General features: G+C 62.4%; 20 protein-coding genes. 17 read left to right on the plus strand and 3 right to left on the minus strand.

What is annotated here, in order from left to right; all coding sequences use genetic code 11:
• Positions 1-101 precede the first annotated feature (101 nt).
• Positions 102-1,112, plus strand: a complete 1,011-nt coding sequence (gene gap, locus C0Z16_RS08830) for a type I glyceraldehyde-3-phosphate dehydrogenase (protein WP_102631788.1) — start codon at positions 102-104, stop codon at positions 1,110-1,112.
• 95 nt (positions 1,113-1,207) lie between these two features.
• Here gap and C0Z16_RS08835 read toward each other — a convergent pair whose 3' ends face one another.
• Positions 1,208-1,900 carry a FadR/GntR family transcriptional regulator gene (locus tag C0Z16_RS08835; RefSeq protein WP_102631789.1) on the minus strand — a complete coding sequence of 231 codons (693 nt, stop codon included), beginning with the start codon at positions 1,898-1,900 and terminating at the stop codon, positions 1,208-1,210.
• Between the two features lie 228 nt (positions 1,901-2,128).
• On the opposite strand from C0Z16_RS08835, the gene C0Z16_RS08840 reads away from it, so the two are divergent.
• The 3 genes from C0Z16_RS08840 (at position 2,129) to C0Z16_RS08850 (ending at position 5,202) form a co-directional block, all read left to right on the plus strand.
• A complete protein-coding gene (locus C0Z16_RS08840; RefSeq protein ID WP_102631790.1) occupies positions 2,129-3,457 on the plus strand; it encodes a C4-dicarboxylate transporter DctA in 1,329 nt (442 codons plus the stop codon).
• A gap of 208 nt (positions 3,458-3,665) precedes the next feature.
• Positions 3,666-4,676, plus strand: coding sequence for an allantoicase (alc, locus tag C0Z16_RS08845; RefSeq protein ID WP_102631791.1), 1,011 nt, complete (start codon positions 3,666-3,668; stop codon positions 4,674-4,676).
• A 13-nt stretch (positions 4,677-4,689) separates the two neighbouring features.
• Positions 4,690-5,202, plus strand: a complete 513-nt coding sequence (locus C0Z16_RS08850) for an ureidoglycolate lyase (protein ID WP_102631792.1) — start codon at positions 4,690-4,692, stop codon at positions 5,200-5,202.
• 180 nt (positions 5,203-5,382) lie between these two features.
• Here the strand turns inward: C0Z16_RS08850 and fur are convergent, their stop codons facing one another.
• Positions 5,383-5,811 carry a ferric iron uptake transcriptional regulator gene (gene fur, locus C0Z16_RS08855; protein WP_012434340.1) on the minus strand — a complete coding sequence of 143 codons (429 nt, stop codon included), beginning with the start codon at positions 5,809-5,811 and terminating at the stop codon, positions 5,383-5,385.
• 158 nt (positions 5,812-5,969) lie between these two features.
• Between fur and C0Z16_RS08860 the strand changes: the two genes are divergently transcribed.
• The 13 genes from C0Z16_RS08860 (at position 5,970) to C0Z16_RS08920 (ending at position 25,375) form a co-directional block, all read left to right on the plus strand.
• On the plus strand, positions 5,970-6,794 hold the full coding sequence (locus C0Z16_RS08860; protein ID WP_102631793.1) for an outer membrane protein assembly factor BamE: 825 nt from the start codon (positions 5,970-5,972) through the stop codon (positions 6,792-6,794).
• Positions 6,795-7,012: 218 nt separating this feature from the next.
• On the plus strand, positions 7,013-7,810 hold the full coding sequence (gene dapB / locus C0Z16_RS08865; RefSeq protein ID WP_102631794.1) for a 4-hydroxy-tetrahydrodipicolinate reductase: 798 nt from the start codon (positions 7,013-7,015) through the stop codon (positions 7,808-7,810).
• 64 nt (positions 7,811-7,874) lie between these two features.
• Positions 7,875-8,594 carry a MotA/TolQ/ExbB proton channel family protein gene (locus C0Z16_RS08870; RefSeq protein ID WP_102631795.1) on the plus strand — a complete coding sequence of 240 codons (720 nt, stop codon included), beginning with the start codon at positions 7,875-7,877 and terminating at the stop codon, positions 8,592-8,594.
• Between the two features lie 36 nt (positions 8,595-8,630).
• The gene (locus tag C0Z16_RS08875; RefSeq protein ID WP_102631796.1) at positions 8,631-9,062 is read left to right on the plus strand and encodes an ExbD/TolR family protein; all 432 of its coding nucleotides are present in this window, start codon (positions 8,631-8,633) and stop codon (positions 9,060-9,062) included.
• A 148-nt stretch (positions 9,063-9,210) separates the two neighbouring features.
• The gene (gene leuS / locus C0Z16_RS08880) at positions 9,211-11,802 is read left to right on the plus strand and encodes a leucine--tRNA ligase (protein WP_102631797.1); all 2,592 of its coding nucleotides are present in this window, start codon (positions 9,211-9,213) and stop codon (positions 11,800-11,802) included.
• Positions 11,803-11,894: 92 nt separating this feature from the next.
• Positions 11,895-12,446, plus strand: coding sequence for an LPS-assembly lipoprotein LptE (locus C0Z16_RS08885; protein WP_102631798.1), 552 nt, complete (start codon positions 11,895-11,897; stop codon positions 12,444-12,446).
• 33 nt (positions 12,447-12,479) lie between these two features.
• Positions 12,480-13,598 carry a DNA polymerase III subunit delta gene (gene holA / locus C0Z16_RS08890; protein WP_102631799.1) on the plus strand — a complete coding sequence of 373 codons (1,119 nt, stop codon included), beginning with the start codon at positions 12,480-12,482 and terminating at the stop codon, positions 13,596-13,598.
• A 280-nt stretch (positions 13,599-13,878) separates the two neighbouring features.
• On the plus strand, positions 13,879-15,150 hold the full coding sequence (locus tag C0Z16_RS08895) for a glutamate-5-semialdehyde dehydrogenase (protein WP_102631800.1): 1,272 nt from the start codon (positions 13,879-13,881) through the stop codon (positions 15,148-15,150).
• A 192-nt stretch (positions 15,151-15,342) separates the two neighbouring features.
• Positions 15,343-15,759: a CopD family protein gene (locus tag C0Z16_RS08900; RefSeq protein WP_102631801.1), complete on the plus strand. Its 417-nt coding sequence runs from the start codon at positions 15,343-15,345 to the stop codon at positions 15,757-15,759.
• 781 nt (positions 15,760-16,540) lie between these two features.
• Positions 16,541-19,528 (plus strand): beta strand repeat-containing protein, encoded by a 2,988-nt coding sequence (locus C0Z16_RS08905; protein ID WP_146014297.1) that lies wholly within the window; start codon positions 16,541-16,543, stop codon positions 19,526-19,528.
• A 488-nt stretch (positions 19,529-20,016) separates the two neighbouring features.
• Positions 20,017-21,699, plus strand: coding sequence for a ShlB/FhaC/HecB family hemolysin secretion/activation protein (locus tag C0Z16_RS08910; protein ID WP_102631803.1), 1,683 nt, complete (start codon positions 20,017-20,019; stop codon positions 21,697-21,699).
• Between the two features lie 69 nt (positions 21,700-21,768).
• The gene (locus C0Z16_RS08915; protein ID WP_102631804.1) at positions 21,769-23,607 is read left to right on the plus strand and encodes a peptide transporter; all 1,839 of its coding nucleotides are present in this window, start codon (positions 21,769-21,771) and stop codon (positions 23,605-23,607) included.
• Between the two features lie 7 nt (positions 23,608-23,614).
• Complete coding sequence (locus C0Z16_RS08920) at positions 23,615-25,375, plus strand: methyltransferase domain-containing protein (RefSeq protein ID WP_102631805.1); 1,761 nt, start codon at positions 23,615-23,617, stop codon at positions 25,373-25,375.
• A gap of 112 nt (positions 25,376-25,487) precedes the next feature.
• Here the strand turns inward: C0Z16_RS08920 and C0Z16_RS08925 are convergent, their stop codons facing one another.
• A complete protein-coding gene (locus C0Z16_RS08925; protein ID WP_102631806.1) occupies positions 25,488-26,333 on the minus strand; it encodes a MurR/RpiR family transcriptional regulator in 846 nt (281 codons plus the stop codon).
• Positions 26,334-26,402: the final 69 nt, after the last annotated feature.

Here is a 26,402-nt window from a genome sequence, read left to right on the forward strand (position 1 = left end):
CCAAGCGTTGCCCCGCGCGTGCAAGCACGAACATGAACGCGCGGCAACGCGGCTGGTCAGACGAACATCGACGTATTTTTTCAGCCATCAGGAGATAGACCATGACGATTCGCGTTGCAATCAACGGCTACGGCCGGATCGGCCGCAACACGCTGCGCGCCTTCTATGAAAACGGCAAGAAGCACGATATCGAAATCGTCGCCATCAACGACCTCGGTGATGCCAGGACCAACGCTCACCTCACGCAATACGACACCGCGCACGGCAAGTTCCCAGGCGAAGTATCGGTGGACGGCGACTACCTGGTCGTAAACGGCGACAAGATCCGCGTGCTGGCCAACCGGAACCCGGCTGAACTGCCGTGGGGCGAACTGAACGTCGACGTCGTGATGGAATGCACGGGCTTTTTCACGACCAAGGAAAAGGCTAGCGCGCACATCAAGGGCGGCGCAAAGAAGGTCATCATTTCCGCGCCGGGCGGCAAGGACGTCGACGCAACGATCGTCTACGGCGTGAATCACAACGTGCTGAAAGCATCGGATACGGTGATCTCGAACGCATCGTGCACGACGAACTGCCTGGCTCCGCTCGTCAAGCCGCTGAACGACAAGATCGGCCTCGTGAACGGCCTGATGACGACGATCCACGCTTACACGAACGACCAGGTTCTGACGGACGTGTATCACGAAGATCTGCGCCGCGCGCGCTCGGCCACGCACAGCCAGATCCCGACCAAGACCGGCGCTGCATCGGCTGTCGGTCTGGTGCTGCCGGAACTGAACGGCAAGCTGGACGGCTACGCGATCCGCGTCCCGACGATCAATGTGTCGGTGGTCGATCTGTCGTTTATCGCCGCGCGCGACACGACGGTCGAAGAAGTCAACGCGATCATGAAGGAAGCGTCGCAAGGCGCGCTGAAGGGCATCCTCGGGTATAACGACGCACCGCTGGTATCGGTCGACTTCAACCACAACCCGGCTTCGTCGACGTTCGACGCAACGCTGACCAAGGTGTCGGGCCGTCTGGTGAAGGTGTCGAGCTGGTACGACAACGAGTGGGGCTTCTCGAACCGCATGCTGGACACGGCTGTGGCGCTCGCCAACGCGAAGTAGGCTGCCGGTTCCGCGTCTCCTGCCGCTGGCGTTCCAACGCCGGCGGTTCAGTTTGACGCAGTTCGGCAAGGAAGCCGCTCCTCGGAGCGGGTTTTTTACGCCTGCGGCGTCGGGAAATAGACGCCGGCGCGCTGTGCGGCGTTCGAGATATGGGTTTCAATGGCCTTGCCCGCTGCGGCGGAATCGCGTGCCTTGAGCGCATCCAGAATCGCGCGATGCTCGCTGTAGGTCGATAACACCAACTCGCGCCGATAAAACGGCATGCGCTGGCTTTCCTTCATGATGTCCGCGCTGCTGCTCAAAATCGACTCGATTGCGGCATTGCCCGCAATGCTCACGATCCGCATGTGGAAGTCGTAGTCGAGGCGCGCGGCTTCGTCGAGTTCGTCGCATGCAAGCGCCGTCTGCATGGCCGTAATGTTTTCCTCGAGCCATGCGAGGTCGGAATCGCTGACGGCAAGCGCCGCCATGCGCGCGATAAAGCCCTCCAACGCGAAGCGCATCTGGTACGTGTCCGGAAGCGATGACTGCGCGGCAAAGCGCCAGGACTGGGCCGCCGACACCTGCGCGCGTTCCACGTAGACGCCCTTGCCGGGCCTGATGACCAGCAGACCGAGCGCTTCGAGCGTGGACAGCGCCTCACGCAGCGACGCGCGGCTGATGGCAAGTTCTTCCGAAAGCTGGCGTTGCGCCGGCAGCAGACTGCCCACCGGATAAGCGCCCGCTTCGATCCGTTCGCGGATGGTCGCGATGGCGGCATCGGTTACGGTGTGCGGGGCATTTTTCATCAAAGCTCACATGAAAGCGCGGTCTGACCAGCATTGTAGTACGCGGTCTGTACACCCGTGCGGTTGCTGAAGCCCCGTCGATCGCCAATGGCGTGGTGCTCGCAGAAACGGGCGGGTAAACACCGTTTTATAACTCCTTGACGCCAGTATATCGGCTTCCTACTATTCGCCATAACAGTACTGGTCCGACCAGTCTGAACAGATGTGAATCGAAACCAGGAGGAAGCCGTGCTGAAATTTCTCAACTCGCTGTTTGGCCGGGTCGTCATAGCGCTGGTGGTTGGCGTCGTGATCGGCGCGATCTACCCGCATTTCGCCCAATCGCTGCGTCCGCTCGGCGACGGCTTTCTCAAGCTCATCAAGATGGTGATCGGCCCGATTGTCTTTTGCGTCGTGGTCAGCGGCATGGCGCACGCGGGCGATCTGCGCAAGGTCGGCCGCGTGGGGCTCAAGGCGGTGGTCTACTTCGAGGTCATGACGACGATTGCGCTCTTGATCGGCGCGGTGCTCGCCTATGTAACGCGGCCCGGAGTCGGCATGAACATCGACCTGCATTCGCTCGATCCGGCATCCCTGTCGACCTACACGGAACACGCAAAGAGCCTGAAGGACACCGCGGGCTTTCTGCTGAAGATCATTCCGGACACAGCGATCAACGCGTTTGCGACCGGCGATATCCTGCAAATTCTGGTGTTTTCGGTGCTGTTCGGCTCGGCGTTGTCGTTGCTCGGCAACAAGGCGCAGCGCGTGAGCGGCATGATCGACGAACTCGCGCAAGTGTTCTTCCGCGTGATGGGCTTCATCATCAAGCTCGCGCCGCTCGGCGTGCTCGGCGCGATCGCGTTCACCACCGGTACCTACGGCGTCGAATCGCTCAAGCAGCTCGGCATGCTGGTGCTGGTGTTCTACGCGAGCTGCATTGTGTTCGTGGTCGTTGTGCTGGGCGTCGTCATGCGGCTCGCCGGTTTCAGCATCTTCAAGCTGATTCGCTATCTTCGCGAAGAGCTGTCCATCGTGCTCGGCACCGCTTCTTCCGATGCCGTGCTGCCGCAAGTCATGCGCAAGCTCGAATGGATGGGCGTGAAGGATTCGACGGTCGGTCTGGTGATTCCCACGGGCTACTCGTTCAATCTGGACGGCTTTTCAATCTACCTCACGCTCGCTGTGATTTTCATCGCCCAGGCGACCAATACGCCGCTGTCCACGCACGATCTGATCGTGGTCGTGCTGGTGTCGCTGGTGACGTCGAAGGGCGCGCACGGCATTCCCGGCTCCGCAATCGTGATTCTGGCCGCGACGTTGTCCGCGATTCCGGCGATTCCCGTCCTCGGCCTCGTGCTGATTCTTCCCGTCGACTGGTTTGTCGGCATTGCGCGCGCGCTGACGAATCTGATCGGCAACTGCGTGGCGACGGTGGTCGTCGCCGTGTGGGAAAACGATATCGACCGGGCGCGCGCGCATCGCGTGCTGAACCGCGACGCCGATGTGCGCTTTGTCGCCGCCGGCGACGACGCGGGCGCTGAACCCGTGAGCGGAAAAGGCGCACCGGCGATTTGAAAACGGTGCGGGCGTGCAGTGGCAGCTTGCAGGGCGTCGTCTATCCGGCGCTGTCTGACTTCCTATCGCCTGTGTCGAAGGCTCGCCTTTCACGCCGAGCCTTTACAGCATCCGCCCTTTGATTCCGCGCGCCAACGCAGCGCGCTTCCTGCGCCGACTGTTATGAACCGCCGACGCATCTTCAACCTTTCGTCGCCTGACTGAGACTATGGCCAATCCGATCCTCGACCCGAACGCTCCCGCATTCACCCGTCGCTACATGAACCTCGCCGACCCGCGGCTAGGAGCAAAAGCGCTGCACGCCAGCGACGAATTCTTCGCGCCGAAAGAGCGCATGCTCGACCCGCAGCCGGCGGTGTTCATCCCCGGCAAGTACGACGATCACGGCAAGTGGATGGACGGCTGGGAAACGCGCCGCAAGCGCACTAGCGGCCACGATTACTGTGTGATCCGCCTCGCGCGGCCGGGCGTCGTGTACGGCGTCGATCTCGATACGAGCCACTTCACGGGCAACTTCCCGCCGGCGGCGTCGATCGACGCCTGTCACGTGGACGGCGACGTGCCGCCCGACAACGCCGACTGGCAAACGCTTGTCCCCGCGACGACGCTCCAGGGCAACCAGCACCATTACGTCGAAGTGAACGACGCGCGCGCCGTCACGCATCTGCGCGTGAATCTGTATCCGGACGGTGGCCTCGCGCGCCTGCGCGTGTACGGGCAGCCGAAGCGCGACTGGGAGCGCGTGGAGCGCGGCACGCTGACTGATCTTGCGGCCATCGAGAACGGCGCGTATCTGGTCGCGGCCAACAACCAGCATTTCGGGCCAGCTTCGCAGATGCTGATGCCGGGTCGCGGCGTCAACATGGGCGATGGCTGGGAGACGCGGCGCCGTCGCGAGCCGGGCAACGACTGGGCAATCGTTGCGCTGGCCCGGCCGGGCGTAATCCGCAAAATCGAAGTGGATACCGCGCACTTCAAGGGCAATTTCCCCGACCGCTGTTCGCTGCAGGCCGCAACGGTGACGGGCGGAACCGACGATTCCCTCGTGACGCAAGCGATGTTCTGGCCCGTGCTTCTCGACGAGCAGAAGCTGCAAATGGATCACGTCCACACGTTCGCGGACGGCCTTGCGTCGCTGGGCCCGGTCACGCATGTGCGTTTCAATATCTTTCCCGATGGCGGCGTATCGCGGCTGCGTCCGTGGGGCGAGCTCGCATAACGGAGTGTCACGTATGAAGACATTGCAAGTGGAGCGTCTGACGCGCGAGGCGTTCGCGCCGTTCGGCGACGTGATCGACCTCGAAGGCGCACGGCATTTCGCCATCAACGGCGGCACGACCGAGCGCTATCACGACCTCGCGCGAGTGGACGTGACCGAGCAGGGCGGCCGTCCGCTCATTAACGTGTTCCGGGCTCAACCACATGCGCTCCCGGTCGAAATCACGATGATGGAACGGCATCCGCTCGGCAGCCAGGCTTTCATTCCCTTAACGCGGTGCCGTTATCTGATCGTTGTCGCACCGGCTGGCGAGTTCTATTCCTCGCAGATGCGCGGCTTCTGGACCGACACCTGGCAGGGCGTCAACTACGCGAAAGGCGTCTGGCATCATCCGCTGCTTGCGCTTGATCGGGTCAGCGATTTTCTCGTCGTCGATCGCGGTGGCGAGCAGCCGAATTGCGACGAACGATCGTTGGCCGAGCCGTGGCGGCTCGCGTTCGCGGAGAGCGCGGAGACGCTGGAGTAAGTGAGTGAAATGACAGCGCGGAATGACAGCGTGAAATAAGCGGATGGAATAAGCGCGGCGCAATCGCATCGCGCCAATGCGTCCGACAAAAAAATGGCCCAGCCGAATCAAACCGGCCGGGCCATTTTGCTGCTCATTGCTAACCGTTCGACCGCGCCCCCGGACACGGCCGACACCGCGTCAATGCTTGCGATGCGGGCAGTTTTCCTTGGTGCAGGCACCGTACAGCGCCAGCGCGTGTTCCTGCAGCTTGAAGCCACGTTCCTTCGCAATGGACTGCTGACGACTCTCGATTTCGGAGTCGAAAAACTCTTCGACGAGACCGCAGTCGAGGCACACCAGGTGGTCGTGATGCGACCCTTCGTTCAGTTCGAACACCGCCTTGCCCGATTCGAAATTGCTGCGCGACAGCAGGCCGGCCTGCTCGAATTGCGTCAGCACGCGATAGACGGTTGCAAGGCCGATATCGAGTTCCTCGTGCAGGAGGTTGCGGTACACGTCTTCGGCCGTCAGGTGACGCACCGGGCTGTGCTGAAAAATCTCAAGGATTTTGAGGCGCGGAAGGGTCGCCTTGAGCCCGATATTCTTGAGATCGGTTGGATTGGTCATGACAAGGGATCCCTAGAGTACAATGCTGGGCTCTCATAGTAATGTGTTTTTGCCGTTCTGGTCATCTTCGATGGAATGAAACTCGCGCGGCTCGTCAGCGGGCCCGCACGGTGAGTGAAATGATTTCAAAATCTCAACTGATCTACCGGGGGAGCCGCATGCGGGGTACCTTGATCGCTGTTGCGGCTGTCGCGATTCTTGCAGGATGTTCCACGTACGACAGCCTTACGCAGCGGATTGCTCAAAGCATCACGCCATATCGGATTACCGTTGTGCAAGGCAATTTCGTCTCGAAAGAAGCTGCCTCGCAAATGCAGGCGGGTATGTCGCGCGCGCAGGTGCGTCAGTTGCTCGGCACGCCGCTACTCGCCGACATGTTCCACGCGGACCGTTGGGACTACGTGTTCTATTTCAAGCGCGGCTCGACCAACGTCGTGCAGCAGCGTGACTTCGTGGTGATGTTCGCGGGTGACCGCGTCGCCAGCTGGAGCGGCGGCGAAGATCTGCCGTCGAACCTCGAATTGCTGGCCGAGATCGACGGCGATAAACGCGGCAAGAAGGCCGCCGTGCCGAACGTGGCAAGCAGTGCGGCCGGCGCGAGCGCGCCGGTGGCCGCGGCGCCGGTTACAGTCGATACCACGCGCTCGCCGTCCGTGGAAGATGCCGCGGCAGCGGCTGCGCCGTCCACGGATGCAAACGCGGAAGCCGCGCAAGCCGCCAATCGTGCGACGAATGCGGTGCAAGCTCCTTCGCGCACGAGGCAATCGTCGGTGCGTTCCACGGCTCCGACAGCGAACGCTGGCGGTGTGCCGCCGCAGGGCCCGACGTCAGGTGGTCAGCCGCAGTTCCAGTTCCACCGTCCGCCGCCGCCGCAGTCGTCGTCGCAGGAAAATCCGGTCGGACCGACGGGCTCGCAAAGCAGCAGCGGCCCGACGTACAACGCGCCGCTTACCGCGCCGTCCACTTCGGGAACGAGCGAGTAATCACGCTGTCCGTGTTTTAAGACGGCCGCTGTGCAACAGCCCGCTGCGGACTGTTCGCTGTGAAGTGATCGCGGCGAAGCAACCGCGGTGAAGCAACTCCTGGCTTCGCACAGCGCCGTCCGGTTCTCTGTTTTCCAGTCATGTGCGGCGCCAGGGCGTGCTGCCCGCCCCGCTTTTGCCCGCTCTTGCCGGGCTGTGTCTCTCGAACCCTCGTAGCCATGAAAATTGCGATTGCTGGCGCATCGGGCCGTATGGGCCGCATGCTCATTGAAACCGTTCTCAACGATTCCGACGCCACGCTGTCCGGCGCGCTCGACCGTGCCGGCTCGCCGCAACTCGGTCAGGACGCCGGTGCGTTTCTCGGCAAGCAGACGGGCGTGACGCTGACGGATGACATCGAACGTGTGTTCGCCGAATCCGACTACCTGATCGACTTCACGCGCCCCGAAGGCACGTTGATGCACTTGGGAGCGGCGCAGCGTCACAATGTGAAAATGGTGATCGGCACGACCGGCTTCGATAATACGCAGAAGGCGCAACTGCGCGCCGCGGCGGACAACATCGCCATCATGTTCGCGTCGAATATGAGCGTGGGCGTGAACGTTACGCTGAAGCTGCTCGAGTACGCCGCGAAGCATTTCGCGACCGGCTACGACATCGAGATCATCGAGGCGCATCATCGTCACAAGGTGGACGCGCCGTCGGGCACCGCGCTGACCATGGGCGAAGTGATCGCCAGCGCGCTTGGCCGCAATCTCGACGACTGCGCGGTCTATAGCCGCGAAGGCGTGACCGGCGAACGCGATCCGTCCACGATCGGCTTTTCGGCGATTCGCGGCGGCGATATCGTCGGCGACCATACGGTGCTGTTCGCGGGCATCGGCGAGCGCATCGAAATCACGCACAAATCGGCGAGCCGTCTGTCGTACGCACAGGGCGCGTTGCGTGCCGTGCGTTTCCTCGAAGGCCATCAGACCGGCTTCTTCGACATGCAGGACGTGCTCGGCCTGCGCTAAGCGCGCCGCGTCAGGTGTAGGGCTACTTACGGCGCGCGAAAATCACTTTCCACGGCGAGATCAGATGGCGGGCGGCAGCGGCATCATCCATTACCTGCAAACGAGCGACGCCATCACGCATGGCGTCGCCTATATGCTGCTGGCGATGTCGATTGCGAGCTGGTGTTTTCTGATCGTCAAGGCCTGGGTGCTGGTGCGGGCCAAACGTCAGGCGACGCGCGCGGTCGCGCGTTTCTGGCAGGCGCCCACGCTGGCCGAAGGCGTCGCGGCACTGAAGCGCGCCGACCGCGAGCGCGTTTTCGCGCCGCTTGCCGATGCGGCGCTCCATGCGGCCGAAGTCGATATTCCCGGCGCGCTGCTTGCGCGCGTGGAGCGCAACGAGCGTGTGCTGAGAGCGCTGCGCCAGGCGCTCAATGCGTCGCAGCGCCGGCTTGAATTCGGCCAGGTGCTGCTGGCTTCGGTAGGCAGCACGGCGCCTTTCGTCGGCTTGCTCGGCACCGTGTGGGGCATTTATCACGCGCTCGGCAGCATTGCCGCGAGCGGTCAGGCGCAGATCGAGAACGTTGCCGGCCCGGTCGGCGAGGCGCTCATCATGACGGCCTTTGGGCTCGTGGTCGCGATTCCGGCGGTGCTCGCCTACAACGTACTAGGGCGCCTCGTGCGGCAGTTGTCGGAGGAACTCGACGGTTTCGCGCACGACTTGCACGTGTACGTGTGCGCAAGCGTCGGCCAGCCGCAAGCGTCGGTGCGCGGCCAACAGGCCACGACTCACCAGGCTCACTGAGTTCACTTAGCGCGCGTCACGGGGCAAGGAGGCGACATGGCATTCGGCGGACTCGAGAAAAAGCAGACGGCCGCGCCGATGGCCGAGATCAACATGACGCCGCTGATCGACGTGATGCTGGTATTGCTGGTGATTTTTATCATTACCGCGCCTTTATTCACGCACGCGATCCGGCTCGATCTGCCGAAAGTCGCGTCAGCGCCCGCGCGGGAAACGCCGCAAACCATTTCGCTTTCCATCGACGCCGCCGGCAAGCTCTACTGGAACGGTACTGTCATCACGCTCACGCAGATGCGCGCGCGCTTCACGCAAGCGGGCAAAGAAGCCGATCAACCGGAAATCCATCTGCACGCCGAGCGCAATACGCGTTACGAGGTGATCGCGCAGGTCATGGGCGCCGCGCAGCAGGCCGGTCTCGATCGGATCGGTTTTGTGACGGACCCGCCGCCGCCGGGCGCGCAGCAGTAGCCGGGCGGTCGTTCGCCACGCGGCGCAGCGGTCCGCGAACGGTATAATCAGCCCTTTCCCCGCAGAAGGGGAAACGACGCCATTTCATCCAGCAAAAGCACCAAAGCGGCCGGTGCGGAAGCACCGAACCCAGCGATCCCATCACACCATGCACGAAAAATACGTTCCCTCCGACGTCGAATCCGCCGCGCAAGGGCAATGGCGCGCCATCGACGCGTACAAGACATCGGAAACCACCAACAAGCCCAAGTTCTACTGCGTCTCGATGCTGCCGTATCCGTCGGGCAAGCTGCACATGGGGCACGTGCGCAACTACACGATCAACGACGTGATGTACCGCTATCAGCGCATGAATGGCTATAACGCGCTGATGCCGATGGGTTGGGACGCGTTCGGCATGCCGGCGGAAAACGCCGCGATGGCCAACAACGTGCCGCCGGCAAAGTGGACCTACGACAACATCGCTTACATGAAGAAGCAGATGCAGTCGATGGGCCTCGCGATCGACTGGTCGCGCGAAGTCGCCACCTGCAGCCCGGACTACTACAAGTGGAACCAGTGGCTGTTCCTGAAAATGCTGGAAAAGGGCATCGCGTACAAGAAAACGGGCACGGTGAACTGGGACCCGGTCGATCAGACGGTGCTCGCGAATGAGCAGGTGATCGACGGCCGCGGCTGGCGCTCGGGCGCGCTCGTCGAAAAGCGCGAAATCCCGATGTACTACATGCGCATCACGCAGTACGCGGATGAGTTGCTGAACGACCTCGAGGGCCTCGGCTGGCCTGAGCGCGTCAAGATCATGCAGCAGAACTGGATCGGCAAGAGCTTCGGCGTGAACTTCGGTTTCCCCTATGAAATCGACGGCGAACAGAAGCTGTTGCGCGTGTTCACCACACGCGCCGACACGATCATGGGCGTGACCTTCTGCGCAATCGCCGCCGAGCATCCGCTCGCCACGCGTCTCGCGAAAGACAAGCCGGAACTGCAGGCTTTCATCGACGAATGCAAGCGCGGCGGCGTCGCCGAGGCCGACGTCGCGACGATGGAAAAGAAGGGCATGCCGACTGGCTTTTTCGTCACGCATCCGCTCACGCAGGAACAGGTCGAAGTGTGGATCGGCAACTACGTGCTGATGAGCTACGGCGAAGGCGCGGTGATGGGTGTGCCGGCGCACGACGAGCGCGACTTCGCCTTCGTGAAGAAATACGGTCTGCCGATCAAACAGGTGGTGGCGATCGAAGGCAAGGAATTTTCGACGCAGGCTTGGGCAGAATGGTACGGCGAAAAGAGCGGCACGCTCGTCAACAGCGGCAAGTACGACGGCCTGAACTACGAACAGGCCGTGGACGCGATTGCTGCCGACCTGAAGGCGCTCGACCTCGGCGACAAGCAGATCACGTGGCGTCTGCGTGACTGGGGCGTGTCGCGCCAGCGCTACTGGGGCACGCCGATTCCGATCATCCACTGCCCGAAGTGCGGCGACGTGCCGGTGCCGGAAAAAGACCTGCCGGTCGTGCTGCCGGAAGACCTCGTGCCGGACGGCACGGGCAACCCGCTCGCGAAATCCGAAGCGTTCGTCAACTGCACGTGCCCGACTTGCGGCAGCGCGGCCAAACGCGAAACCGACACGATGGACACGTTCGTGGATTCGTCGTGGTACTTCTACCGCTATGCGTCGCCGGACGCGAAGACCATGGTCGACGAGCGCACCGACTACTGGGCCCCGATGGACCAGTACATCGGCGGCATCGAGCACGCGATTCTGCACCTCTTGTACTCGCGTTTCTGGGCGAAGGTGATGCGCGATCTCGGTCTCGTCAAATTCGGCGAGCCCGCGAAAAACCTGCTCACGCAGGGCATGGTGCTCAACGAAACCTATTACCGCGAAGACGCGGCGGGCAAGAAGACCTGGTACAACCCGGCCGACGTCACCGTCTCGTTCGACGACAAAGGTCGCCCGGTCGGCGCCGTGCTGAACTCGGACGGCCAGCCGGTCGTGCTGGGCGGCGTCGAGAAGATGTCGAAGTCGAAGAACAATGGCGTCGATCCGCAATCGCTGATCGATCAGCACGGCGCGGACACCGCGCGTCTGTTCGTCATGTTCGCCGCGCCGCCCGAGCAGCAGCTCGAGTGGTCGGGCTCGGGCGTGGAAGGCGCGAGCCGCTTCCTGCGCCGCGTGTGGAGCTTCGGTCACGCGAACGAAGCCGCGTTGCGTGCGGGCGGCCAGTTCGACGCCGCGCAACTCGGCGACGCCGACAAGCTGTTGCGCCGTGAAATCTACAGCGTGCTGAAGCAGGCTGACTTTGACTACCAGCGTCTGCAGTACAACACGGTGGTGTCGGCGGCCATGAAGATGCTCAACGCGCTCGACGGCGCGAAGGGCGCGCGGCCAGGCGTGCTGCGTGAAACCTATGGCGTGATGCTCCGCGTGCTGTACCCGGTCGTGCCGCATCTGACGTTCCAGTTGTGGCAGGAACTCGGTTATGCCGACGAATTCGGGTCGCTGCTCGACGCGCCGTGGCCGAAGGTCGACGAGAAAGCGCTGGAACAATCGGAGATCGAACTCGTGCTGCAGGTGAACGGCAAGGTGCGAGGCGCGCTCACGGTGGCAAAAGACGCGTCGCGTGAATCGATCGAACAGCTCGCGACCGCTCACGAGATGGTCGCGAAGTTCAGCGAAGGCAAGGTGCCGAAGAAGATCGTCGTGGTGCCGGGCCGCCTCGTGAATGTGGTCGTTTGACGGGCCGCCAACACATGTCAGCAGGCAGGACGCCGTCGCGCGTGGCGGTGTTTTGCCTTCCGCTGGGAATCTACTGCGAACCAGGAGCCAATGTGACTCGCAGATCGTTTTTGACGCTGGCTTGCAGCGTACTCATGTTGTCGGCTTGCGGCTTTCAGTTGCGCGGTCAGCAGGACTACGCATTCAAGCGCCTCTTTATTTCCGGTGGCTCCCAAGCGGCGGGCGCGCGGCTGACACGCATGGTGCAAGGCGGCAGCGACACCGTGGTGGTCAAGTCGGTGGCCAACGCAGACGCGACGTTGCAGATTTCCGAAAGCCGCAACGTGAGCACGCTGACGCTGAACTCGCTTGGTGTCGTCGAGGAATATCAACTGAATCTCTATATGAACTACACGCTGGTCGGCAAGGACGGCACGGCACTGATTCCGCCGAGCGTGATCGCGCTGAACCGCGCAATGACATATAGCGACAAGTATTCGCAAGCGAAGACCGCCGAGTCGGACATTCTGTTCGCCGACATGGAAAACGACGCAATCGATCAGCTCACGCGGCGTCTCGCCAGCGTGCGTTCGCTGCATCCGGCGCCGGGTGAACAAGTGCCGGGCGTCGCGCCGCGCGCACCTTTGCCGCCGCCGCCGCTGTGAGCATCGCGTCCATTCGACCTGAGCTACTTTGCCATGCAACTGCGACTTGACGGGCTTGAAGCGCATCTCGCCAGGGGACTCGCCGGACTGTACGTCGTGTACGGCGACGAGCATCTGCTCGCGCAGGAAGCGTGCGACCGGATTCGCGCGGCGGCTCGCGCGGCCGGCTTCACGGATCGCTCGGTGTTCACCGTCGAGCGCGGTTTCGACTGGAGTTCGCTATTGGGCGCGAGTCAGTCGATGTCGCTGTTCGGCGACCGTCAACTGGTCGAATTGCGCATTCCGTCGGGCAAGCCCGGCAAGGAAGGCGCGGATGCGCTCAAGGCGCTCGCGGCTGCTGTCAACGAGGACGTGTTGACCCTGGTCACGCTGCCGCGGCTCGACGCGGCCACGCAAAAATCCGCGTGGTTCACGGCGCTCGCCGACGCGGGCGTCGCGTTGAAAATCGATCCGGTCGAGCGCGCGCAGTTGCCGAACTGGGTAGGCCAGCGGCTCGCGGCTCAGGGCCAGCGGGTTGCCGCTGGCGAGGACGGCCGGCGCGCGTTGGCATTTATCGCCGAGCGGGTCGAGGGCAATCTGCTCGCTGCGCATCAGGAAATTCAGAAGCTCGGGCTGCTGTATCCGGCCGGTTCATTGAGCTTCGAACAGATTCACGACGCCGTGCTCAACGTCGCACGTTACGACGTATTCAAGCTGAACGAGGCGATGCTTGCCGGCGACGTTGGCCGCCTGGCGCGCATGCTCGACGGCTTGCGCGGCGAAGGCGAGGCGGCAGTGCTGGTGCTGTGGGCGGTCGTCGAAGAATTGCGCACGCTGCTGCGGATCAAGCGCGGCGTCGCGGCCGGCAAGCCGCTCGCGATGCTGGTGCGCGAAAACCGCGTGTGGGGTCCGCGTGAGCGGCTGATCGGGCCCGCACTGTCGCGTGTCACGGAAGCGGCGCTCGAAAAAGCGCTGACGCTGGCGGCGCGGTTAGATCGCCAGGTCAAGGGCTTGTCGGGCGGCACGCCTGGCAATCATCGCAATGACCCGCCGCCCGATCCGTGGGACGGTCTGTTCGAACTCGCGATGACGGTCGCGTCGCCCAAAGCGGCGCCGGTGCCGCCGCCGCGACCTCGGGCCGAGGCCGCTGGTGGAGCGCGAAGGCCGGCGTGAATTTCGCTGCTGCCACCGATCGGCGCGGAGCGCAGATCGAGCGCTGCATATGCGGCTGAAGTGCTCCGGACCAGTGTGCATGCGGACCTGATGACGAGTCCGCCCGCAAACAGATAAGGCTTAAGCGTGGGCAGGCATCGGCCGCATCGGCGCAAAGGGTAGCGCCGGCCGCCGCGGCAAGCAAAACGCCCTGGGCCGACTTACAATCGTTGAATCTTTCGCCAATCAGCTTGTCCGCCGCACATCGACGTCGACGTGCGCGGCATCACGAGAATCACCCATGGATATCGACCAGTACATGACCGACCTCGGCCGCCGCGCCCGCCAGGCTTCGCGTGCGATGGCGCGGGCGTCGACGGCCGCGAAGAACGCCGCCCTCGCGGCGGTCGCACAGGGCATCGAGCGCGATGCCGCGTTGCTCAAGGAGGCCAACGCACGGGACGTGGCGCGGGCTCGCGAGAAGGGCAATGACGCGGCTTTTATCGACCGGCTGACGTTGTCGGACAAAGCGCTGAAGACAATGGTCGAAGGTCTGCGCCAGGTCGCGGCGCTGGCCGATCCGATTGGCGAGATCAGCAATCTGAAGTATCGGCCGAGCGGCATTCAGGTCGGGCAGATGCGCGTGCCGCTCGGCGTGATCGGCATCATCTACGAATCGCGTCCTAACGTGACGATCGACGCCGCCGCGTTGTGCCTCAAGTCAGGCAACGCGACGATTCTGCGTGGCGGTTCTGAAGCGCTCGAATGCAATACCGCTCTCGCGAAGCTGATCGACGAAGGACTGGAAGCCGCCGGTTTGCCGCCGGACGCGGTGCAGGTTGTCGCCACCTCGGATCGCGCGGCGGTCGGCAAGCTGATCACCATGACCGAGTACGTCGACGTGATCGTGCCGCGCGGCGGCAAGAGCCTGATCGAGCGGCTCATGAACGAAGCGCGCGTGCCGATGATCAAGCACCTGGACGGCATCTGCCACGTGTATGTCGACGACCGCGCTGATCTCGCGAAGGCGCTGACCGTTTGCGATAACGCCAAGACGCACCGCTACGGCACGTGCAACACGATGGAGACGCTGCTGGTCGCGCGCGGCATTGCGTCGGCAGTGCTGCCGCCGCTCGGCAAGCTGTATCGCGAGAAGGGCGTCGAGCTGCGGGTGGATGCGGCGGCGCGCGCGGTGCTGGCGGACGCTGGCGTGGGCCCGCTTGTCGATGCAACCGAGGAAGACTGGCGCACCGAATATCTCGCGCCGGTGCTCGCCATCAAAGTGGTCGACGATCTGGATGCGGCTATCGATCACATCAACACATACAGCTCGCAACATACCGACGCGGTCGTCACGGAAGATCACGATCGCGCGATGCGTTTTCTGCGCGAAGTGGATTCGGCAAGCGTGATGGTGAATGCATCGACGCGTTTCGCGGACGGCTTCGAGTTTGGTCTCGGCGCGGAGATCGGCATCTCCAACGACAAGCTTCATGCGCGTGGCCCGGTGGGACTGGAAGGGCTGACGTCGCTGAAGTATGTCGTGCTCGGGCATGGCGAAGGGCGCCAATAAGCGCGATCGCGATGGAACGCGTGGCCGTGCAACGCGGCCACGCATGACTGCCTTTTCACCGCCTCTTGTCACTGTCTCTTGTCACCGCCTCTTTCAATTGCCGCGACCCTCGGTCACTTTGCGTGGCGATGCATGACCGGCATCATCCCCAGCGCTCGTCGTAACAACTAACTCACAACTGAAGGACATCCGATGCTCTGGATCAAGACGCTTCATATCGTTCTGGTCGCTTCGTGGTTTGCCGGCCTGTTCTATTTGCCGCGCATCTTCGTCAATCTGGCGATGGAAACCGAGCCGGCCGCGGTGAAGCGTCTGCTGATCATGGCGCGCAAGCTGTTTCGTTTCATGTCGTTTATCGCGGTGCCGGCGCTTGCTTGCGGCTTGTGGCTTTGGCTTGCCGTGGGAATCGGACAAGGGCAGGGATGGATTCACGCGAAAGTCGGCGTGGTTGTGCTGCTGGTGATTTATAACGGCTACTGTGGCGTGCTGCTGCGGACTTTCGAGCGTGGGGAAAACCGTCGCTCGGATAAGTGGTATCGGATGTTCAATGAACTGCCGGTGCTGGGCATGCTGGCTGCGGTGGCGTTGGTGGTGATCAAACCGTTCTGACGTGTATGACGTAGTAGATGACCTGCATCCCTGATCGTTGCCTGCTTCAACGTGGGCAGCAAGGGCTGCATTCCTCAATGCGTAGCTGTTTGACCTGCGCGGCGTTTGCCTCCGCCCGCTGATGGGTCCTGTTCTCTTTCTGCCCGCGATTGCTTTTGCCCCGCGCCGGGCAGCCATCCCCTTCGAACTCGCTCGACACTTCTCATGACGCGGGTTCGCATCGATTGTCTCGATCGAAAGCGGCTTATCTGAAAATGCCCGCCGGCGTGCGCGAATGTGTGGCCGCCAATTGGCGTCTCTGACGTCGCGCGCTCTTCGCGAACTCGTGCGTTGCTAATCCCAGCGCAGTGGCTGGCATTCGAGCCGCGATTTGGCGCGGCTCGGAATAAGACTGTTCCGAAAAAGTCGCAGCAAATCTGCGCCACGCTCGTGCGTTGTGCGATAGCTCTCGCGCTCATATATCGCGGACTCAGTTCGCCACTTCTCCTTCGTTTGCGCGGCTCGCGTAAGTGCCGCACGGCATGTCCGTTCTTTCGCCAGCCAGCAACGCTGTCGCAGCCGGGTTGCGCAAACCCTCAATCCGCAGCATCGCCTGCACTTTATCTGCAAAAGCGCCGTGTCGCTAAGGCCTTTTTAGTCCTTGTCTGATTCTGTCTGTTGGACGCGTCTCATATTCTTGACTCCGAACATTAGCAAAGCACGATGGCCCCAAGCCACGCTTCGCTCGATGTCGAGCCGCCACGTGCGGTTGTCGCATTTCCAAACATTATTGTGAGTCTTCGTGAACAAGAATCGATTTCGCCGGGTATTTAGCAGACGTCTCGGCATGCTCGTGGCGGTGGCAGAAAATGTGACGAGCCAGGGCAAGCAGGCTGGCGAAAGCGCCGGAGTCGGCGTAACCGGCCGTGAGCTTGGTGTCATCTCGTCGATGACCGCCACGGCACTGGCGCTGATCGCATTTCATCCGTCGCTGAGTCAGGCGCAGGCACTGCCGACCAACGGCCAGGTGATGGCAGGTCAGGCGAGCATCTCGCAGACCAACCCGAGCACGATGACCATCAATCAGGGTACCCAGCGCACCGTGATCGACTGGAACTCGTTTAACGTCGGCACGGGCAACACGGTGCAGTTCAACCAGCCGAACGCCCAGGCGCAGGCGCTGAACCGCGTGGTGGGCGGCGTGCCGTCGAACATTCAGGGTTCGCTGCTGGCCAATGGTCAGGTGCTGATCCAGAACGCGAACGGCGTGCTCTTCAGCAAGGGCGCGGTGGTGAACGTCGGTTCGCTGCTGGCGACGACGAAGTCGATCGATTCGAACGCGTTCATGGCGGGCAACCCGCTGGCGCTGAAGTCGACGGGCACGAACGCCAGCGTGGTCAACGACGGTTCGATCCAGGCGCAGGGCTACGTGGTCATGGTGGGCGACCAGGTGCGCAACAGCGGCACGATCACGACGGCGCCGGGCGGGCAGGTCGCGCTCGCCGCGGGCGACAGCGCGACGGTCGCGCTGCCCAACGGTCAGGGCATCATGCTGACGCTGACGAACGCGTCGGCGAACGCGCTGGTGGAAAACAGCGGCAACATCGTGGCCGACAACGGCTCGGTGCTGCTGACGGCGCGCGGCAGCAACACGCTGCTCAATACGGTGGTGAACCTCTCGGGCGTGGTGCGCGCGGGCACGGTGGTGGCCGATGCGGGCAACACGGGCGACGTCGCGGTGACGGGCAGGATCGATGCATCGAACAGGGCGGCAGGCGGCGTGGGCGGCACGGTGGTGCTCTCGGGTGATCGCGTGGGCGTGTTCGGCAATGCGAGCGTCGATGTGAGCGGCGATGCGGCGGGCGGCAAGGTGATCATGGGCGGCGACAGCCTGCACCAGCTGGCCGGCACGCAGGCGGCAACGATGCTGCAGAACGGCGTGCAGTTCGCGAACTACACGCAGGTGGATGCGGGCGCAACGATCATGGCCGGCTCGGCGCACGGTAATGGCGGCTTTGTGGAGACGTCGGGCCATAACCTGAATGTTCAGGGCACGGTGAGCGCAGCGGCGCCGCAAGGCAAGGCTGGCCAGTGGCTGATCGATCCGACGGATGTGACGATCAGCACGGCGGCAACGGCCAACGAAACGACAACGGCTGGCACGTTCACGCCGTCGACGAACAGCGCGACGGTGAACAACGCGGCCATCAGCGGTGCACTGAACGCGGGCACGGACGTGACGATCACGACGGCGAGCGCGGGCACGGCGGCGGGCAATATCGTGCAGCAGGCCGGTGCGGATATCACGAAGACGGCGGGCACGGCAGCGAACCTGACGCTGGCGGCCAACGGCAGTATCACGCTGAACGGCAATATCACGTCGACGTCGAACGCGCTGAATCTGAACCTTACTGCGGCAATGGGTACGGCTAACGGTTCAGTGCAGACAGGCAGCAATTCCACGCTGAACCTGAGCGGCGGCAACCTGACGATCTCCGCCAATACCTCAGGTGGTAACGGCGCTCTCGGGGCCACGGCCGTTCAATTGGGCGGCATACAGGCGAACATCGGGGGCGGCTCGATCACTGGTGTCGCGAATACCGGCACCGGCGTAAATTTAGTCGGCAACTTCACGGAGGTTGGCGCCGGTACGCTGACGATATCCGGAACGTCCAAATCGGGCAACATCAGCGGCAACTCAACTGATGGCAACGGCACGTGGATCGAGCCGAACGCGTCGATCAACACCTCGGACAACGGCACGACGAATATCTCGGGTAACTCGACCAACGGCACGGGCGTGATCGACGACGGTTCGATCAACACAACCGACAACGGTACGACCAACATCTCGGGCAATTCGACCAACGGTGACGGCACGGACATCAACGGCTCGATCAACACGAGCGGTAACGGTTCGACCAACATCGACGGCAACTCGACCAACGGCACCGGCACGTGGATCGAGCCGAACGCGTCGATCAACACGTCGGACAACGGCACGACGAACATCTCGGGCAATTCGACCAACGGCACGGGCGTGATCGACGACGGTTCGATCAATATCTCGGGCAATGGCACGACGGACATCTCGGGTAATTCGACGAACGGCAATGGCACGTCCATCAACGGCGATATCAACGTAACGGACAACGGAAAGATCGTAATCATTGACAACGGCACGGTGCTGACGCCAAGCGACAACGGCGGTAGCAACGGCGGCGACAACGGCGGCAGCAACGGCGGTGACAACGGCGGCGACAACGGCGGTGACAACGGCGGCAACAACGGTGGCACGCCGTCAGTCGGCGATTCGAGCGGCGGAAGTGGTGCTGTCGCTGCGGGTGCGATCGGCGCGATTGGTGTGGGCGGCGCAGCGGCCTACTTCATGAGCGACATGCTGTCGGCGCACTGGTACCTGGAAGCCGGGCAGGCACTGACGCTGGAAGCCGGCGACCCGGTGTTCTGGGCGGATGCCGAACTGGAGCACGTGACGGTCGACATGACGACGAACTCCGCCGATGTGCAACTGTTCACGCACGCCGGCGAGCTCGACCGTCATCTGGCGTACCGCGACGGCGCTGAGGGTGTGAAGCACTTCACATACGAAGATCCGCAGCAGAAGACGAAGGCGGATCTGTCGGTGAACATGCAGACGCATGAGTACTTCTACACGGAAAGTGGCGTGAAGGACGGCAAGGCATACGTGGTGAAGTCGCACGGCTGGCTGAAGATGGGCATTGCGCCCACGGGCAGCACGGCACGCGCCACGGTCAAGGGCGCAGCCTGACGCTTCAGTCGCGCCTCGAGCGAAACACGCATGAGGCGCGGTGAGGAGGCAGCAGTGCGGCCGTCCCCTCGTGGGACGGCCGGCTGAAACGCGTTTCTGTTTGTCAACAAAGGGCGGTGCCGTGTGCACCGCCCTTTCTATTTCGCGTCTAAGAAAATGCGCCTCGGAACAAACAGAAAAACACCATCTCATAGACCGGTGAGGCAATTAAAACATTAAAAATACACTTCTCATTAGGCAATTCGGACTATTCCTATTTACGTAATTAAAAAAGCATCACGAATTCGCGTCGAATGCCGCAAGCCAGCTGCAGAAGGCCATCGCCATCTCTGAAAATGTTTTTTGCGATGCTGAGAGTTTTTTTGGAATAGTCCTATTCGCTTCCGATTGCCGGACTCGTAATCTCTTATTTGTGGGGCGACGCAGTTAGACAGAAAAATCTGCAAATGTGGCGCCATGGTATTTAATCCGATTACAAGGTTGATTTAATGTTGTGGCGCAAAAATGAAGCAAATCGGCAGATCACTCGCGCGATGTGGGTCCTGCCGTTGTTGATGACAGGCGTCGCTCACGCGGACCCTGTTGCAACGGTGAATTCCACTCTGCCCGCCGTTCAGGCAGCGGTCGCTTTCAAGGTGATTCCCGCGGGCGGCCGTGAGGAGTCAGCCATGTTGAAGGTGCTGCGCGACAAGGCGACAACGCTCGGCAATGCCCCAGCGAGTCTGGGCGATATCAACCGCTGGTCGGACCGTCTCACGGACGCGCTGCGTCAAGGCGGTTTTCCTGTCGCCCAGGTGCTGATGACCGATGAGGACTGGCGCGCCGCACAGAAGGGCGCCAGCCCGCTGTTCGTTGTGTATCCCGGCAGGATCCGGAAGATCGTGGTTCAGAACAAGTCGCGCGTCGACGACGCCCGCTTGCAACGCCTCATCTCGCATGCCCTGTGCGGCAGCGATCCGGTCAATGGTATTTGCGTGCTCAACGTGCCGCGCCTCGAACGCGCCACGCAGTTGCTCCAGGACGTGCCGGGCGTCGCAATCGAAAAAGCGCCGCAGTTCTCTCCGGGCGCGGGCGTTGGCGACATCGACGTGGTCTTCAGCATTGCTGCAAAAGGCAAGCCGATGCAGGCGGACCTCATCATGGACAACCAGGGCATCCAGTCCACCGGCAGCTATCGTCTTGGTGTTACGGCGTCGGGCAACAACTACTTCGGTGCCGGCGAGAGCTACGCATTCACGCTCATGGGCACCGACAAGAAGATGTGGACGGGCTCGCTCGCCGGCAGCGTCCCGATCTTCGACGACGGTCTGCGTCTGACCGGCGGACTCACGCGCCAGCAGTACACGATCAACGCGGGTACGCCGGTCGCGGGCGTCGCGACGACCGCCCAGGCAGGCGTGCTCTATCCGTTCATGCGAGGTCTCGACACGAACCTCTGGGGCGGCGCCTCGGTCCTGCACAGCCAGGCCGCGACGACCTATAAAGACTACGGTTTCGCGTCGCACAGCACGCTCGACTCGGTGCGTTTTTCGGTTCAGGCCGACAACGGCGACCGCCCGCAGCAACTGCGCACGAACATCTTGAGCGGGCAGGCGGCGTTGACACTGGGCCATCAGCGCAACGACGACCCCGCGCTCGATGCCGGCCCGCAACGCGCGGGCAACTACGCCAAGCTCACGGGTTTCGGATTCGGCAGCTATGCGCTCACGCGCAGCGGCAATCTGTTTCTGACAGCCCGGGTCAATTCACAACTGGCGAGCCGCAACCTTGACTCGAGCGAAAAGCTCGCCGGCGGCGGCCCGGACGCCGTACGCGCATATCGCTCCGACGAAGTGTCGTTCGACGAGGGCGTTGTCATCAACGCGGGTCTATATCAGCGCTTTCCTGTGGCCACCGGCCATCAGCTTCAGTTCGGCGTGTTCTCCGATTTCGCCGTCGGCCGCGTGAACCACTCGCCTTGGGCCAACTGGGAACAGAGCTACGTCGGCGTGCCGGGCGTCACCAACACTCGCACACTCGCTGGCTACGGCGCGAGCGTGGACTGGCTAACGCCGATCGGCGCGACGGTCTCGGCGTCGGTATCCAAACCCTATGGTTTTTCATCGGCTTCGTGGGTCGACCCCGGCAAGAAGCCGCTGCAGTACTGGCTGTCTGTTACCTGGAAACACTAACGGTCGACGGCGCCCTTCGCGCCGATGACCTCATCCCATGCAATACGTTACCCCTCCCCGGAAACTGTTATGAAATTCAGCGTCAACAAATTTGAATACCTTTGCTATCGCCGCGAACACGAGAAGGCGAGCCGTGAGCTGCTGCAACTGCTCAGCAAGATCGACCAGCATTACGGCATCCTGATGGATGTCGACGTATGGGCACAGTCGAACGAAGCCCAGGACATCATGGATGATCACCTGCTCGCTCGTCTGACGTCGGCAATCACTAGTCTTGTGACCGATCCGAAGTTTACGTTCTCCGACACGGGCATCGTTCGTACCGTGTTGTTCCAGCGCTGGCTGGCCGCGATGTTTGCGGCCAGCCCGTTCCGCAACGCCGATCACATTCTCCGTTCGCTGGGCGTCGACGAGCACGCACGCAACGCTATCCAGTTGCGCAACAGCGAAGTCCGCAAGTTCCAGCTCTTCTATCTGCCGGAGTCGGAAGTCCGTCTCGACTGGGACGCCCTGTGGAAACTCGACAAGACGACGGCCGCCTCGCTCGCGATGACCATCATGTCGTCGCGCTTCCTCGGCACGCCGTCGGCGCATCAAAAGCGCGAACTGCTGCTGCGCTGGCTGCCTGAGCGGCTCGAGCAGATTGACAGCATCGATTCGCTGCCGATGGGCGTCCTCCACGACGTCTACATGCACTGCAGCTACGCGGACATGGCGGCCAAGCACGACATCAAGAAGCCGATCAACGCGCTGATCCGCCGCAAGCTCGAAGCACTCGGAATCGCGGACGTTACGCGGCCGGCGGCCCGCGTCGAGGGCGAAAAGCCTGTCGTGCTGGTCGTGCTCGAGTGGTTCTCGAAGAACCATTCGATCTACCGCACACACTCGCAAACCCTCGTCGCGATGCGTGACAAGTTTCATCTGGTCGGCATGGGCTACGACGGCCGTGTCGACGACACCGGCAAGGCGGTCTTCCACGAATTCATTCCTTTGCAGGGCGCCAACGTGTGGGAAGCCGCACGTCATGTGCGCGATACAAGCGAAGCCCGCAACGCACAGATGACGTATATGCCGAGCGTCGGCATGTTCCCGATCACGATGGTTCTCGCATGCTTGCGCGTCGCGCCGCTGCAATTGATGGCGCTTGGTCATCCGGCCACCACCCATGGCCATGCAATGGATTACGTGGTCGTCGAGGAAGACTATGTTGGCGACGAAGCCTGCTTCAGCGAAAAGCTGCTGAAGTTGCCGCGGGACGGCATGCCGTACCGCGCGCCGGCCGCCATGCTGGAGCTGCAACTGCCGACTGAAAAGGCGCCGTCCAATGTGGTCAAGATTGCCGTAGCAGGCACGACGATCAAGCTGAACCCAGGCTTCCTCCACACGTGCGCCGCGATCGCTCGCGAATCCAGCGTTCCCGTGGAGTTCCACTTCCTCGTGGGCCAGGCTACGGGTCTCGTTTTCCCGCAGGTCCGCAATCTCATCCGTCGACTGCTCGGCGAAAGCGCTGTCGTCCACAAGCACCAGGGCTACGCTGGTTATATGAACGTGATTGCCGGTTGCGACATGTTCCTGAATCCGTTCCCGTTCGGCAATACCAACGGAATCGTCGACACGGTGTGGGCGGGGCTCGTGGGTGTCTGTAAGACCGGACGCGAAGTCCATGAGCATATCGATGAAGGCATGTTCCGCCGCCTCGGTTTCCCTGAGTGGACCATCGCGAAGACCAACGACGAATACAAAGCCTCTGCGCTGCGCCTGATTGAAAACGCGCAGGAACGCCACAATTTGTGCGCGTCGCTGGCGGGTCCGAAGGCCATTGAAAAGCTGATTTTCCACGGCCGCCCCGAGATTCTCGGCGAGCGTATGCAAGCGCTCTGGCTCGACGAAGTCCACCAGGTGCAGTGAGACGAACATGAATGAAACCAGTAAATCCGCGATGCGCCGCGCACGCGATCCCGCTTTTCTGCAGCATTACTTTGTGGGCAAGGGCATCGATATCGGCGCGGGAGACGACCCTCTTAAAGCGCACGCGCATGTTTTTCCGGGCGTGACCGAGATCCTGTCATGGGATAAGGCGCAGGGCGACGCACTGCGCATGGCGGGAGCACAGGACGCATCGTTCGATTTCGTGCACTCCAGCCATTGCCTCGAGCATCTGGGCAATCCATTTCAGGGGCTCGCGAGATGGCTCGAACTGCTGAAGCCCGGCGGCTATGCGGTCCTGACCGTTCCCGACGAAGATCTGTACGAGAAGGGCAAGTGGCCGAGCCACTTCAATCGTGACCACAAGGTCAGCTTCACCATCTGCAAGCCGGAGAAGTCTTTGCCGGGATCGGTGAACGTGCTCGATGTCGTGCGGGCGCTATCTCCGGTTGCATCGTGCGAGCGCGTGTCCCTCGTGCGGGAACATTACGACGAGCGTCGCCAGGACGTGGACCAGACTGCGCGTGGCCTTGCCGAATGCGCCATTGAAATAGTGCTGCGCAAGCGCGCGGTGCCGAGCGCCCGTGAAATGATGAACGCTGCATCAAAGGCTCGTGACGCGCAGGAAAGCCTTCGGGCCTGGCGGCTCGCAGTGAAAACGTACCCGTACCGCTTCGAGGTCTACCACGGTGCGATGCTCGCATGGTTGCGCTGGGATCTCATCGAAGATATCGACGCCTTGTGGGCCCAATGCATCGAATGTCTGCCGGACCAGCATTTGCCCCGGCTCTATCACGCGCTGCACACCATCGCGGGCGGCAAGATACAGGAAGGCTTCAGCACGCGCGAATCGTGGATGAGCAAATTCGGATGGCAACGCCGCACGACAGTGCAGCCGCCGTCGACTTTTCCAGCCTGGTCAGGCGAGCCGCTCGATGGAAAGTCGATCGTCATCTGGAGCGAGTTCGGTCTCGGCGACGAAATCTTCTTCTTGCGATTCGCGCGGATTCTTCGCGAGCGTTGCGGCGCTGCGCGTGTGTCGGTAGTGTGCCAGGCACCGCTCGTCACGTTATTCGAGCGCTCAGGAGAGGCCGACGCGGTGTTTAGCGTCGCGCAGGCCGCCGGGTTGCCGCAGCACGACTACTGGGCATTCCCGCATGCGATCCCGGCTCACGTTGCGTTGGACCTCGAAGCGTTGCCGAAGTCTGTGCCTTACCTGCACGCACCGGGAGCGGCTGATTTCGCGGCGCTGACACAGAGTAAGGGCACGCTGAAAGTGGGCGTGGCGTTCAAAGGCGCGCCGACCCATGAGAACGACAAACAGCGGTCGTTGCCTTCTCTGTCGGTACTGGACGATCTCTTCAACGTGGAGGGCGCGGAGTTTTTCAGTCTGCAGAAGGGTGCTGGCGCCGACGAGGCCGCGGACTACGCGAAGCGCCTGCCGAACTTCCATGATGTCGGCGCCTCGCTGCGTAGCATGGACGACACTGCCAACGCGATCGCCGCTCTCGACGTGGTGCTGACCGTAGATACGTCGGTCGCGCATGTCGCGGCCGCAATGGGCAAGCCGACGTGGTTGATGCTGCCGTTCTACGGCGACTGGCGCTGGCACTACACGCGCAACGACAGTCCATGGTATCCGACGATGCGCCTGTTCCGCAGGCTTCCCGGCGGCGACTGGTCGGAGGTGGTCGCACGCCTTCGCGGCCGCTTGCTGATGGCGTTGAACTCCGAGCGCGCCGAGTTGTGATCGCGTTGGTGTACTCGGCGCGGCACACGGGAAAACGGGCTCCTTCGGGAGCCCGTTTTGCGTTCAAGTAAATCCGCAACGACCAAACAGGGCGCGCTTCGCGGGCCAGTCTTTACCCATCCGCGCCAATCCTTCTGCGCGCAATCAATTCCTTGGCACCGGCCAGCTTCTCCGCGAGATCTGGCCCGCGTTTTAGCGCGACCCCTACCGCAAGAATGTCGCCGATCGCCAGATGCGAAGTGCGCGAGGTCATCGGCGAAAAAATGTCCGTGTCCTCGTCGATATTGGCAAAGAGCCCGACCGATGCAATGCGCGCGAGCGGTGAATTGCCATGCGTCACGGCGATCACTTTTGCACCGCCCGCTACAGCCGACTTCGCCGCATCGACGATATCGCGCGTGCGCCCGGTGTTAGAAATCGCGACCACGACGTCGCCTTCGCCCAGCATCGCTGCCGACATCAGGAACGTATGCGGATCGGAATAGGCGACGCTCGGCATGCCGAGCCGGAAGAACTTATGTTGCATGTCGAGCGCGGTGATGCCCGAACCGCCCGCGCCGTAGAACTCAATCCGCTTCGCTTGCGACAGCACCTCGATCGCCACTGCCACGCTATCCGACGACAGGTTGTTGCGCACCTGGATCAGCGCGCCGATTGTCCGGTCGAACACCTTGGCGGCGACGCCCGGCGCCGGTTCATCCGGCCGCACGTCGCGATAGACGGCCGGCACTTCGGTGGCGATGCCCTGCGCCAACCGGATCTTGAACTCGCGAAACCCCGAAAAGCCGAGCGCATGACAAAACCGGGCGATGGTCGGCTGGCTCACGCCCGCGCGGGCGGCGACTTCTGTCATAGAGAGATCGAGCACCTCGCGCGGCGCCTCGATCACGTAATCGGCCAGCTTGCGTTCAGACGGGCGCAACTGCTCGCGCATCTCTTCGACTTGGGACAGCATCATTGGAAAACTCGCACTATGCTGAAGAATGCGTGGACTATAGCTGATTGGCGGGAAGGTACAAAAACTACA

The organism is Paraburkholderia rhynchosiae (genome assembly GCF_002879865.1).
GTDB lineage: Bacteria > Pseudomonadota > Gammaproteobacteria > Burkholderiales > Burkholderiaceae > Paraburkholderia > Paraburkholderia rhynchosiae.

Coding starts and splice junctions, on each gene's coding strand:
- alc (WP_102631791.1), top strand. CDS start 3,666: ATGGCCAATCCGATCCTCGACCCGAACGCTCCCGCATTCACCCGTCGC.
- C0Z16_RS08925 (WP_102631806.1), bottom strand. CDS start 26,333: ATGATGCTGTCCCAAGTCGAAGAGATGCGCGAGCAGTTGCGCCCGTCT.
- holA (WP_102631799.1), top strand. CDS start 12,480: ATGCAACTGCGACTTGACGGGCTTGAAGCGCATCTCGCCAGGGGACTC.
- C0Z16_RS08920 (WP_102631805.1), top strand. CDS start 23,615: ATGAATGAAACCAGTAAATCCGCGATGCGCCGCGCACGCGATCCCGCT.
- C0Z16_RS08910 (WP_102631803.1), top strand. CDS start 20,017: ATGTTGTGGCGCAAAAATGAAGCAAATCGGCAGATCACTCGCGCGATG.
- C0Z16_RS08835 (WP_102631789.1), bottom strand. CDS start 1,900: ATGAAAAATGCCCCGCACACCGTAACCGATGCCGCCATCGCGACCATC.
- C0Z16_RS08850 (WP_102631792.1), top strand. CDS start 4,690: ATGAAGACATTGCAAGTGGAGCGTCTGACGCGCGAGGCGTTCGCGCCG.
- leuS (WP_102631797.1), top strand. CDS start 9,211: ATGCACGAAAAATACGTTCCCTCCGACGTCGAATCCGCCGCGCAAGGG.
- fur (WP_012434340.1), bottom strand. CDS start 5,811: ATGACCAATCCAACCGATCTCAAGAATATCGGGCTCAAGGCGACCCTT.
- C0Z16_RS08895 (WP_102631800.1), top strand. CDS start 13,879: ATGGATATCGACCAGTACATGACCGACCTCGGCCGCCGCGCCCGCCAG.
- C0Z16_RS08870 (WP_102631795.1), top strand. CDS start 7,875: ATGGCGGGCGGCAGCGGCATCATCCATTACCTGCAAACGAGCGACGCC.
- C0Z16_RS08860 (WP_102631793.1), top strand. CDS start 5,970: ATGCGGGGTACCTTGATCGCTGTTGCGGCTGTCGCGATTCTTGCAGGA.
- C0Z16_RS08900 (WP_102631801.1), top strand. CDS start 15,343: ATGCTCTGGATCAAGACGCTTCATATCGTTCTGGTCGCTTCGTGGTTT.
- dapB (WP_102631794.1), top strand. CDS start 7,013: ATGAAAATTGCGATTGCTGGCGCATCGGGCCGTATGGGCCGCATGCTC.
- gap (WP_102631788.1), top strand. CDS start 102: ATGACGATTCGCGTTGCAATCAACGGCTACGGCCGGATCGGCCGCAAC.
- C0Z16_RS08915 (WP_102631804.1), top strand. CDS start 21,769: ATGAAATTCAGCGTCAACAAATTTGAATACCTTTGCTATCGCCGCGAA.
- C0Z16_RS08875 (WP_102631796.1), top strand. CDS start 8,631: ATGGCATTCGGCGGACTCGAGAAAAAGCAGACGGCCGCGCCGATGGCC.